Here is a 12,053-nt window from a genome sequence, read left to right on the forward strand (position 1 = left end):
ACACATCTTACTATTTAGCTATTTTCGCAAATAACCTTTTCTTTTGGTAGTTATTTCTTAAATACTACTCTATCGCTAAGATTAACTCTAAATAAAATAAAGTATGATGTGTTCTTTATTGTTGCTGTGATCACTTTAATAATAATATTTTCTAACTTACTAATTGTTATATATAAATGCAGTATTAAGGAGTGGGTATAAACAAGCAGAACTACTCTGCTAGCATATATATTTGAAACTACATAACTGGCGGCTGATATATTTAATTTTAACTGTAAAGTTAAGAATACATATAGTTGATTTAAGTATGATGTGTTCCCTATGTTGACATTATCTTATACAGCTTAGCTAAGTGGCTGCAAGCAAAGCTTAATAAATACCCCTCTTACTATTTATCCTATTGTTTTTTAATGCATTAGTATTCTTTATTTATATATTTATTATCAATAAAATAGTTAAATCATAGATAATAATCCTATTTAAATTTACCTAATAACTAAATAATTCGTAAATAGTCGATTTAGTCCTTGAACAAAGCCCACTGCATACGTTAATTTCAATACATCAGGTAATAGGAATGAGGAATTAACATGCAATCGTGGAACCCAAATAGTTGGAGAGAACTGCCAATACTGCAGCAGCCACAGTACCCAGATCAAGACATATTAAAATCTGTTGAAGGCCAGCTTAAAAGCGCACCGCCTTTAGTGTTTGCAGAAGAGACTAGAAGTTTGTTTAAACAACTTGAAGATGTGTGTGAAGGCCGCGCATTTTTACTTCAAGGTGGTGACTGCGCAGAATCATTTAGTGACTTTAACGCTGCAAATATTCGCGATACATTTAAGACGATTTTACAAATGGCTGTAGTACTAACCTATGGCGGTAAATGTCCAGTTGTAAAAATTGCACGTATGGCAGGTCAATACGCTAAGCCACGCTCAGCCGACTTAGAAACAATAGACGGTGTTTCGTTACCATCTTACCGTGGTGATATAGTAAATAACTTTGAGTTTACTGAAGAAGCACGTATTCCAGACCCTCAGCGTTTAATGACCGCGTATCATCACAGTGCGGCAACACTCAACCTACTACGTGCTTTTGCACAAGGTGGGCTTGCTGACTTACATCAGGTTAACCGTTGGAACATGGGCTTTGTTGCTGCTAATCCACAAAAAGCAAAATACCAACAGCTAGCAGATAAAATTCAAGACGCTTTAGAATTCATGGAAGTATGTGGTATTAATTCAACTATAGCGCCAAGCTTAAAAGAAACAGATTTATATACATCACACGAAGCGTTATTGCTAGGCTATGAAGAGGCATTAACCCGTAGAGACCATTTATCAGGCGACTGGTACGATTGTTCAGCGCACTTTGTTTGGATTGGTGAGCGTACACGTCAGTTAGACCATGCTCATATTGAATTCTTTAAGGGCATTAAAAATCCAATAGGCGTTAAAGTTGGCCCAGCTATGGATCCTGACGAACTTATCCGTTTAATTGATGCACTAAACCCAGATAACTTTCCTGGCAGGTTAACGCTCATTACACGAATGGGTGCAGATGTATTACCAGAGAAGCTACCGGCGCTTGTTCGCAAAGTACAGCAAGAAGGGCGTAAGGTAATTTGGAGCTCAGATCCAATGCATGGCAATACAGAGAAAGCCAGCTCAGGTTATAAAACTCGCAGCTTTGATAACATTATGCGCGAAATTAGTCAGTTCTTCGCTGTTCACAAAGCTGAAGGCTCATACGCAGGTGGTGTTCATTTAGAAATGACCGGACAACATGTTACTGAATGTACCGGTGGTGCATACGGTTTATCAGATGATGACTTAGCGCAGCGTTACAAAACTCAATGTGACCCTCGCTTAAATGCCGATCAAGTATTAGAGCTTGGCTTTTTAGTTGCAGACCTTTTAAAAGATGCTCGCAAGTAATACGCCTTCCTAATATGTTAAAAGCCGCTATTATTTAGCGGCTTTTTTGTGTGCTGTGTGTAATTACATGCTTAAATCACATGTTAGTTTGTTAGTACTTACGACGCTCAAGACCTGTATCAGAAATGATTTTTGCTGAGATCTCTTCAACCGAATGGTGGGTAGAATTTAAATGAGCAATTTTATGCTTCTTATAGAGCATTTCTACTTCGCGCACTTCAATACGACACTGTCTAATTGATGCATATTTTGAATTTGCCATTCGTCTATCTCTGATCGCAGCCAGTCTCTCAGGGTCTATAGTTAAACCAAACAGTTTATGCTTATAAGGCACTAAGCACTTAGGTAACCCTTCGCTTTCTAAATCATCTTCTGTGATCGGATAGTTGGCCGCTTTAATACCGTATTGCAGGGCTAAATAGAGGCTTGTTGGCGTTTTACCGCTTCGACTAACGCCAACTAAAATAATATCAGCCTCAGCAAAGTTTTTAATATTACCGCCGTCGTCATTCATTAAAGCATAGTTAACTGCATCAATTCTAAAGTCATAACTTTTTTCGTGTATTGAATGGGTTCTATGTACTTTAGGTACTGGGGCAACGTTTAATTCGCTTTCAATTTTTTCGCTATAGGTTGTTAAAAAGTCATACGAGACAGCATCTGCAGAGCGAATAATTTCCGATAATTTATGATTCACAAAAGTAAAAAACACTAGAGGCTTCTCACCTTGCTTAGACGATGTGGCGTTAATAAGCGCTTTGATTTCATGCGCTTTTTCTTCGGTTTCTACAAAAGGAATTGTTTTATGATTAAATTCGACAGGAAATAAAGACAAGGTCGCATGACCAAACACTTCAGATGTGATTGCCGTACCATCTGAAATATAAAACGCAGTTCTCATAAAGCCTCTTTTTTATTACATTTAATTTTAAAATAAGTGTATCACGGTTTACGTGAGGACGTTTGCCAGTGTAGAATGGGGGCGACCTTTATAAAAGGTTTTCTTTCTTAACTCTCACAGTTAGTACTACAATTTGTTTTTTGGAGAAAGATCCGTGCAAGAATACGTTCTCTGGTATCAAGAGCTTGGTATGCAAGATGTTCCTCGAGTTGGTGGTAAAAATGCCTCACTTGGTGAAATGATTTCAAACTTAGCTAACGCAGGTGTGCAAGTCCCAGGTGGTTTTGCTACTACCTCAGACGCTTTTAACGAGTTTTTAGAACAATCAGGACTCAACGCAAAAATTCACGACATTTTAGATACTCTTGATGTTGATGATGTAAACACACTCGCCAAAGTCGGCGCCGATATCCGTCAGTGGATTATCGATACCCCATTCCAACCTAGTCTAGATAAAGCAATCCGCGATGCATACAGCCAACTTCATGGTGATGCTTCTGCAGATGTTTCATTCGCTGTTCGTTCATCAGCTACTGCTGAAGATATGCCAGACGCCTCGTTTGCAGGCCAACAAGAAACGTTCTTAAACGTTGTTGGTATTGATTCTGTAATGACTGCTATTAAACACGTATTCGCTTCGTTATTTAACGACCGCGCTATTTCTTATCGTGTTCACCAAGGCTACGATCACCGTGGTGTAGCGTTATCAGCGGGTATTCAACGCATGGTACGCTCTGATAAATCAGCATCAGGTGTTATGTTCAGTATTGATACTGAATCGGGCTTTGAAGATGTAGTGTTTATCACATCAAGCTATGGTTTGGGTGAAATGGTTGTTCAGGGTGCGGTTAACCCTGATGAATTTTATGTTCATAAACCAACGCTACTTAAAAACAAGCCAGCTGTAGTACGTCGTAACATTGGCTCTAAAGCCATTCAAATGATTTACTCTCAAGACAAAGCTCATGGCAAACAAGTAGAAATTGTTGACGTAGACTCAGCACTTTCAAACAAATTTTCGATTACAGATGAAGAAGTGCAAGATCTTGCCAAACAAGCTGTAATCATTGAAAAACATTACGGTCGTCCAATGGACATCGAATGGGCAAAAGATGGTAACGATGGCAAACTATATATAGTTCAAGCGCGTCCAGAAACTGTTCGCTCAAACGAAGACACAAACGTAATGGAACGCTTCCAACTAAATGGCAGCAGCAATGTTGTTGTTGAAGGCCGTGCAATTGGTCATAAAATTGGTAGTGGTGTTGTACGTGTACTTGACTCAATCAAAGAGATGGACCAAGTACAAGTAGGTGACATATTAGTTACCGACATGACAGACCCAGACTGGGAACCTATTATGAAACGCGCGGCTGCGATTGTTACAAATCGTGGTGGTCGTACATGTCATGCTGCAATCATTGCACGTGAGTTAGGTATTCCAGCCGTTGTTGGTTGTGGTAATGCAACAGACATAATTAAAGCTGGTCAAGAAGTTACTGTATCATGCGCCGAAGGCGATACTGGTTTCATCTACGAAGGTATTTTAGACTTTGAAGTACTTACTTCACGTGTTGATGAAATGCCTGAACTTCCAATGAAAGTGATGATGAACGTAGGTAACCCAGATCGCGCATTCGATTTTGCACGTTTACCACATTCAGGTGTTGGCCTTGCGCGCGTTGAGTTTATCATCAACCGTATGATTGGCGTTCACCCTAAAGCGTTATTAAATTTTGATGCACAAACAGATGCATTAAAAGCAGAAATCACAGACATGATTGCCGGTTACGAATCACCTGTTGAATTCTATATTGGTAAACTAGTTGAAGGTATTTCTACCTTAGGTTGTGCGTTTGCACCAGAGCGTGTAATTGTTCGTATGTCTGATTTTAAATCAAACGAATACGCTAACTTAGTGGGCGGCCAGCAATACGAGCCAGAAGAAGAAAACCCAATGATTGGTTTCCGTGGCGCTGCACGTTATATCTCTGAAGACTTCCGTGATTGTTTTGCACTTGAGTGTGAAGCTATAAAACGCGTAAGAAACAGCATGGATATGACCAACATCGAAATCATGATCCCATTCGTACGTACCCTTGAAGAAGGTAAACGCGTTATTGAATTACTTGAAGAACATGGCCTTAAACGTGGCGAAAATGGTCTTAAAGTAATCATGATGTGTGAGCTTCCGTCAAATGCATTAATGGCTGAAGAGTTCTTAGAATACTTCGATGGTTTCTCTATCGGTTCTAACGATTTAACACAGTTAACGCTTGGTCTTGATCGCGACTCAGGTTTAATTGCTCACCTATTTGATGAGCGCGACCCTGCAATCAAAAAGCTACTTTCTATGGCTATTAAAACAGCCAAAGAAAAAGGTAAATATGTAGGTATTTGTGGTCAAGGTCCTTCAGATCATGAAGACTTTGCAGCATGGTTAGTAGAGCAGGGCATTGACTCTGTTTCGCTAAACCCAGATACAGTACTAGAAACATGGTTATACTTAGCAGACAAACTTGCTAAGTAAGTTACCTCGTTAAAAAATGCCAGCAACTGCTGGCATTTTTTATGACTAGAAAATTAATTTTTTGCTAATTTTTTATCTAAATAGGCACATGAACGAGTCAGTGCTTTTTGACACCAAGTTAAATACCCTCTTGCTTTAGGGTAATACATAGAAAAGCAGAATAAACCTGCAATAAAAAATATTAACGATGGCCCTGGCACCACAGCAAACAATAATCCGAGTAAAATAAACAGTGTTCCGCTGATCTGCATTAGTAGTTTTTTCATATAAACCTCATAGTAGGCGTTTAACTTGATTATAATTGCAGCTGCTCATATATCGATAAAAAGAGTGTTACAAACTGTAAAATCTTCAATTTCTATTAGCCATCGCCATGATATAATTACACAAATGCATTAATAAGCGCCGCCATGATAGCAACTATTACACAACAAGATGCCGCGACCGAGCTTGTCGCAAATTATTTAAATACTATAAAAAATCAAGGGTTTACTGGAGATACAGACGCAAGTTATGCAACCAGACTCACAGCGTCAACCGATAACAGTATTTACCAGCAGCTTCCGCAAGGTGTTATTTTTCCTAAAAGCGAAAAAGACATTCAAGTTGCTCTGCAAATAGCATCGCAAGACCCTTTTTTATCGTTAACTTTTGGTCCTCGCGGTGGCGGCACAGGAACAAATGGTCAATCTTTAACGCCTGGTATTGTGGTTGATTTATCACGTTATATGCGTGAAATCCTCGAGATAAATGTTGAAGAAGGTTGGGTACGAGTTCAAACCGGTGTGATAAAAGATCAACTTAACGACTTTTTGAAACCGTATGGATTTTTCTTTTCACCCGATTTATCTACTAGCAACCGCGCCACTATTGGCGGCATGATCAGTACTGATGCATCGGGGCAAGGCTCCTTAGTTTATGGCAAAACCAGCGACCATGTTTTAGGGCTAACCACCTATTTAGTTGATGGCACTGCAATGTCTACCAGTCCAATAGACATTGAAAAAGCAAAAATAATTGCCGATCAGGAATCCTTAATTGGCAAACTCTACAAAACAGTATTAGACATATCACTTAATGAACGCGACGCTATATTAGCCAAATTTCCACGGTTAAATAGATTTTTAACCGGTTATGACCTAGAGCATGTGCTAAGTGAAGACTTACAAACTTTTGATATGAGCCGCTTAATAACCGGATCAGAAGGCTCTTTAGGCATAGTTACTGAAGCAAAATTAAACCTAACACCTATCGCAGAATTTAAAACCCTCATAAATATAAAATATGACAGTTTTGATTCTGCGCTTCGCCATTCACCATTTTTAGTTGATGCCCGCGCAACTTCAGTTGAAACCGTTGACAGCAAAGTATTAAATCTTGCCCGCGAAGATATTATTTGGCATTCAGTATCGGACTTAATAACCGACGTTGCTAATAAAGATATGCAAGGACTCAACATGGTTGAGTTTAATGCCGTATCACCAGAAGACATAAAAGACAAAGTAGACACATTATGTAAATTATTAGATGAGTGTGTAGCTAACCAAACTAATGGCGTTATTGGCTATCAGTTAACCAGTGATAAAAGCGATATATTAAAAATTTATGCAATGCGTAAAAAATCAGTGGGTTTACTAGGGAATGTAAAAGGCAGCCAAAAGCCTCTCGCGTTTGCAGAAGACACCGCCGTTCCACCAGAAAATTTAGCCGATTATATTGTTGAATTTAGAGCGCTACTTGATAGCTATAATTTACAGTACGGTATGTTTGGTCATGTTGATGCTGGCGTTTTACATGTTAGGCCGGCACTGGATATGTGCGACCCTGAACAAGAAAAATTACTGCGCACTATTTCAGATGAAGTAGTAAAACTCACCGCTAAATACGGTGGTTTAATGTGGGGCGAGCACGGTAAAGGTTACAGAAGTGAATACGGTCCTGAATTTTTTGGTGAGCATTTATTTACGCAATTACGAAAAATAAAATCGGCGTTCGATCCAAACAACAAAATTAATCCAGGTAAAATATGTACCCCGCTTGAAAGTGAAGACTTACTAGTTAGCGTTGATGGGCAAAAGCGTTCTTACTTCGACAAGCAAATTTCAATTGATGTTAAGACCAGTTTCAACAATGCAATGACCTGTAATGGTAACGGCTTATGTTTTAATTATGATGAAAACTCTCCAATGTGCCCGTCGTATAAAGTAACTGGCGATCGCCGTAATTCGCCAAAAGGTCGAGCAGGGCTAATGCGTGAATGGTTACGTCTTCAAGAGTCAAAAGATGTTAATTTACTTGAGGTAGAAAAAGAACTTAACAAAGGTGAAGTCATTACTTGGTGGGAGCGCTTTGTTCATAGCAGAGAGAAAAAACAAGGCGTTTACGATTTTTCGCATGAAGTAAAAGCCTCAATGGATGAATGTTTAGCGTGTAAAGCGTGTACTACGGCTTGCCCAATTAAAGTAGATGTGCCAACTTTCCGTGCCCGTTTTTTAAATTATTATCACAGTTATTATGCCCGCCCACTCAAAGATTACTTAGTGGGTAATATAGAAAACAGTGCACCGTTAATGGCAAAATTTGCTAGGGTTATTAATCCAATTGTAAAAACATCATTAGTTAGTAGTCTCATTAAAAAAACCGTAGGCTATGTTGATACCCCTCAGCTAAGTATTCCTGCACTCAACAAACGTGTAAACAAAGCGCAAAAATTTAATTTAGAATTACTTAAAAAACTAAGTGCCGATGAGCAAAATGATTATGTACTCATTGTTCAAGACCCATTCACCAGCTTTTACGAAGCAGAATTGGTTGAGAGTTTTATTACACTAATTACTCAGCTTGGAAAAAAACCAATGCTGTTACCCTTTAAACCCAATGGCAAACCTCAGCACGTGAAAGGTTTTTTGCATGAATTTAAGCTAACGGCAAAAAATGCTTCAGAGTTTTTAAATCAGCTTAATGATATTAATGCGCCGCTAGTTGGTTTAGATGCGTCGTTAGTGATGTGTTATCGCGATGAATATAATACAATTTTAGAAAATAACCGTGGCGATTTTAATGTGCAACTTGCGCATGAATGGTTAGAAACACAATCGTTCAGTGCTTTAGAAGCTAAACAAATAAATACTGAATTTACCTTATTAAGTCACTGTACCGAAACGACTGCATTACCAAAAGCCGCAAGTGTGTGGAAAAATATTTTTGATCAGCTTGGTTTAACATTAAACACCACAAGTACTGGATGTTGTGGTATGGCCGGCACTTATGGTCATGAAGCACAAAACCAAGCAAACTCCAAAGCACTTTATGAAATGAGTTGGAAACCTATCGTTGATAAAAATAAACCTGAGCAACTTTTATCAACTGGCTTTTCATGTCGTAGCCAAGTAAAACGTTATGAAAAATTTAAGCCTAAGCATCCAATAGAGCTACTGGCAAAAGTACTTAGTTAATGATTTAACTAAGTAAGCTGTAAAATAAAAAGGCGCAACTTATTATTAAGTTACGCCTTTTTATTTTTGTTTATATTTATTTAGTTTTTTTAGCAAAACTGTCTGCAATGGGTTTTGTACTAATACCATGAATAAATACACTAAATAAAATTGTGGTCATAGCAATGGTCGCAATTTGAAATTTATTTTCTATTTGTGTATCAATAACCATTAAAGTAAAAACAATCGAAGCCAATCCTCGTGGCCCAAACCAAGCAAACGTTAAACGCTCTTTTATTTTTAATGACGTAAATTGCAATGACAACATAACAGGAATTATTCTGATCAGTGTTGTACTAAGTAGCGCATAAATTATTATTTCAGTATTTAATTTCGGGATCACTAAATAAGCACAAACAAAACCGAATAAACACCAAATCATTAAAGAGGAAAAGTCAGCTATATGCTCTGAGTCTTCAATCAGCTCTTTGTTTATTTTGGTGCTCGCGTATTTATCAAATAAAAGCCCCGCTACAAATACGGCAATAAATCCACTGCCATGAAAATATTGTGTAAGTGAAAATACAGCCATAGCAAAACCCAATAGTAAAAACGGGCTAGTGTTTTGGGCAAAGTAATGTCGCTTCATTGCAAAGTTTAAACACGGAATAAAAACAGCAATACTTGCAAATGCAATTAATAATGCAACTCCCAACTCTCTGCCAAATACACTTAACGTTTGTGTTGCAGTAATTGCGGATTCAGGATTTTTTGCAAGCAGAATAAATATTAAAAATATAGGCACACATAAGCCATCGTTTAAGCCACTTTCAGTATTAATACCTTCGCGTATTTTTTCAGGCACTTTTGTATTACTTAATAACCCCTTACTTAACGCCGCATCGGTTGGGGTTAATATAATTGCGATAAGTGCTGCTTGAATTAATGAAAGCTCAGCAAATAAAAATAACGCAGTAGCAATCCCGAGTAATAGGGTTAAAGGTAAGGCAACAAATAAAAGTAAACTAGGATATTGAAAACTATGCCTTAATACTCCTAATTTTGACTTTGCTGCATCGGTAAATAAAAAGATACTGAGCGTTAATTCTATAAAGGGCAGTAAAAACCGCAAGCCATTTTTAAAATTTTCACTTTCGTTCGGAGCTATCAATGCTAGCAGTATCCCCCCTATAACAAAAAACATCGGCCCGGTAATTTCTGTTTTTTCTAATTGGCGCAGTGTTATAGAATAAATTAAAAATAATGCACCAATAAAAGCAATAACTAAGTATTCCATTAAATCTTCCTTTTTATTCCAGACTTTGCCCGTTCTTTAATATTTGTTTGAATATATATTTGATCGGTTGTGGCTATTTTTGCGTGACCTAAATCTTCAGATAAATGCTTTAAAGGTCGAGTTTGTGCGTCATGCGTTGCACCGGTATGTCGAAGCCAATGTGCAGTGGCCGCCTCTAATTGTTCCGCGTCATCTTTAAAGCCATCATCAAGTAATGACTGCTGAGCAATATCAAAACTTTGTTGTACTAAACGACGAATTTGTCTTACTGTCATACCACCTTGGCCACGAATTTTATGTACTAACGGGTCGGATTCGTCAACACGGGGCAGGGCAGGCAAACCACGGTATAACCGATAACGTTTTAAATACTCAAGAAAATCATCACTTAAAGTTACATCTCGTAATTTATTTCCCTTACCCATTATGCGTAAAAACCAAAAGCCATCGTTATCTTGCCAAAAATGAGACATAACAGGTGACCATTGTGGACGTTCTGATAATTCTGATATACGTAAATATAATCCTTTTAAACAGGCGAGAGTAAAAAGGTTTCTTTCATATTCTGGTTTTTGTTCACACAGATCACGCGTTACACCAAATACGTATTCCCATTGAATATCGCTTAATGTATCGGGAATTTGTATTTGTGATTGTACAACCAAGTAGGGACTGTTTTTCTTAACAACAGGTACAAAGTTAGCGAAGGTTTTTTCTTCTAAAATAGCGAACTTGTAAAATACATTAAGTGCAGTAAACATTGCGGATAATGTTTGCTGACTCGCAATAGATTCTTTTTGCATGAAAGGGCGCCAATTTTGGTTTAACCTACGTACTCCTTGCTCATCTTTATAGCGCCACTGCACCGAAGTTGATGCCCACTTTTTATCCGGCTCGACCATAAAATCAACATACGCCTCAATATCTTCACGCTTTAAATCGAATACTGATTTTTCAGCTATAAGCCATGACCACAAATAAAATCGTTCTAATTCATTGCGAAAACGACTATAAGTTGCTTCTGATTTTCGGCCATAAACATATAAAAACTGGTATAAAAAATTTAGATCGGCCTTTGATTCAGTTACAGTCAAGCTGACTTGCTGTATAAAAGAGTCTAGTTCTGGATATTCTGATTGGAGTGTATTATCTTCAAGGTGAGCTATTTGATAACGTAATTGTTTTAATGTATCGACCAGAGCAACAAGCATAATAGTAAAATATATAAGAAAATAATAGACTTATAGATTAACCTTAAAGTCCGATACTGTCTAGTATTGGACATAACGAAATTTTGATATTTATGCTAAATGCAGATTTATTAACCATATACCTTATTAAAGGAAAAATCATGAAAAAATTACTTCTGTTGAGCATGTTAGTTATTAGCATTTTATTAACAGGTTGCGCTACTACAGGCAGTGCTTCTCCTGGAGAAAAACGTGCTTTAGTACAAAGTATGAAATCGAATACATTAACTGCTCTATACGAAAAAAAACCAGATGTTAAAACTCAAATTGCAAACTCTGCCGGTTATGCTGTATTTGATAATGCCAATGTAAACGTTATTTTAGCCAGTTTTGGTGGTGGGTACGGTGTAGTAAAAAATAACCTAACCGGAAAATCTACCTATATGAATATGGGCGAAGCTGGTTTAGGCTTAGGTTTAGGTGTTAAAGATTTCAATATTGTGATGGTTTTTCACGATCAAGCAGCGTTAAATAGATTTATTAAACATGGTTGGGCGTTCGGTGGTAATGCTGATGCTGCTGCAAAATACCAAGATAAAGGTGGCGCTTTAGTTGCCGAAGCTATTGCTGACCAAGTTACTGTTTACTCTTTAACCGAAAGTGGCCTTGCACTGCAAGCTGTTTTAAAAGGCACTAAATTTTGGGTAGATTCTGAGCTAAACTAAGCTATCAAAACCCTATCATAAGTGGGCTAGTTTGTG

Annotated in this window: 8 protein-coding genes; 4 read left to right on the forward strand and 4 right to left on the reverse strand. The window is 37.8% G+C overall.

Translation table 11 applies throughout. The annotated features are described in order from the left end of the window. Positions 1–590 precede the first annotated feature (590 nt). Positions 591–1,940, forward strand: coding sequence for a class II 3-deoxy-7-phosphoheptulonate synthase (locus MTF66_RS07800; RefSeq protein ID WP_248526984.1), 1,350 nt, complete (start codon positions 591–593; stop codon positions 1,938–1,940). 91 nt (positions 1,941–2,031) lie between these two features. Here MTF66_RS07800 and MTF66_RS07805 read toward each other — a convergent pair whose 3' ends face one another. Further along, positions 2,032–2,841 (reverse strand): pyruvate, water dikinase regulatory protein, encoded by an 810-nt coding sequence (locus MTF66_RS07805; RefSeq protein WP_008108730.1) that lies wholly within the window; start codon positions 2,839–2,841, stop codon positions 2,032–2,034. A gap of 154 nt (positions 2,842–2,995) precedes the next feature. On the opposite strand from MTF66_RS07805, the gene ppsA reads away from it, so the two are divergent. After that, on the forward strand, positions 2,996–5,371 hold the full coding sequence (gene ppsA / locus MTF66_RS07810) for a phosphoenolpyruvate synthase (protein WP_248526985.1): 2,376 nt from the start codon (positions 2,996–2,998) through the stop codon (positions 5,369–5,371). A gap of 53 nt (positions 5,372–5,424) precedes the next feature. Here ppsA and MTF66_RS07815 read toward each other — a convergent pair whose 3' ends face one another. Beyond that, on the reverse strand, positions 5,425–5,637 hold the full coding sequence (locus tag MTF66_RS07815; RefSeq protein WP_008108725.1) for a PGPGW domain-containing protein: 213 nt from the start codon (positions 5,635–5,637) through the stop codon (positions 5,425–5,427). A gap of 144 nt (positions 5,638–5,781) precedes the next feature. Between MTF66_RS07815 and MTF66_RS07820 the strand changes: the two genes are divergently transcribed. Then, positions 5,782–8,826 (forward strand): FAD-binding and (Fe-S)-binding domain-containing protein, encoded by a 3,045-nt coding sequence (locus MTF66_RS07820; protein ID WP_248526986.1) that lies wholly within the window; start codon positions 5,782–5,784, stop codon positions 8,824–8,826. Between the two features lie 76 nt (positions 8,827–8,902). Here MTF66_RS07820 and MTF66_RS07825 read toward each other — a convergent pair whose 3' ends face one another. Then, entirely contained in the window at positions 8,903–10,102 is a 1,200-nt protein-coding gene (locus tag MTF66_RS07825) for a sodium:proton antiporter (RefSeq protein ID WP_138622926.1), read from the reverse strand. Next, positions 10,102–11,313 carry a tyrosine-type recombinase/integrase gene (locus tag MTF66_RS07830; RefSeq protein ID WP_248526987.1) on the reverse strand — a complete coding sequence of 404 codons (1,212 nt, stop codon included), beginning with the start codon at positions 11,311–11,313 and terminating at the stop codon, positions 10,102–10,104. Before MTF66_RS07830 ends, MTF66_RS07825 begins: the two co-directional genes overlap by 1 nt. Before the next feature lie 140 nt (positions 11,314–11,453). On the opposite strand from MTF66_RS07830, the gene MTF66_RS07835 reads away from it, so the two are divergent. Then, on the forward strand, positions 11,454–12,017 hold the full coding sequence (locus tag MTF66_RS07835) for a YSC84-related protein (protein ID WP_248526988.1): 564 nt from the start codon (positions 11,454–11,456) through the stop codon (positions 12,015–12,017). The last annotated feature ends 36 nt before the right edge of the window (positions 12,018–12,053 follow it).

The sequence above is a fragment of the Pseudoalteromonas sp. 2CM39R genome, from assembly GCF_023161845.1.

What these genes read in the sequence shown, in the direction of transcription:
- MTF66_RS07800 (WP_248526984.1), top strand. Translation starts at nt 591, where the DNA reads ATGCAATCGTGGAACCCAAATAGTTGGAGAGAACTGCCAATACTGCAG.
- MTF66_RS07805 (WP_008108730.1), bottom strand. Translation starts at nt 2,841, where the DNA reads ATGAGAACTGCGTTTTATATTTCAGATGGTACGGCAATCACATCTGAA.
- MTF66_RS07815 (WP_008108725.1), bottom strand. Translation starts at nt 5,637, where the DNA reads ATGAAAAAACTACTAATGCAGATCAGCGGAACACTGTTTATTTTACTC.
- MTF66_RS07820 (WP_248526986.1), top strand. Translation starts at nt 5,782, where the DNA reads ATGATAGCAACTATTACACAACAAGATGCCGCGACCGAGCTTGTCGCA.
- MTF66_RS07825 (WP_138622926.1), bottom strand. Translation starts at nt 10,102, where the DNA reads ATGGAATACTTAGTTATTGCTTTTATTGGTGCATTATTTTTAATTTAT.
- MTF66_RS07830 (WP_248526987.1), bottom strand. Translation starts at nt 11,313, where the DNA reads ATGCTTGTTGCTCTGGTCGATACATTAAAACAATTACGTTATCAAATA.
- MTF66_RS07835 (WP_248526988.1), top strand. Translation starts at nt 11,454, where the DNA reads ATGAAAAAATTACTTCTGTTGAGCATGTTAGTTATTAGCATTTTATTA.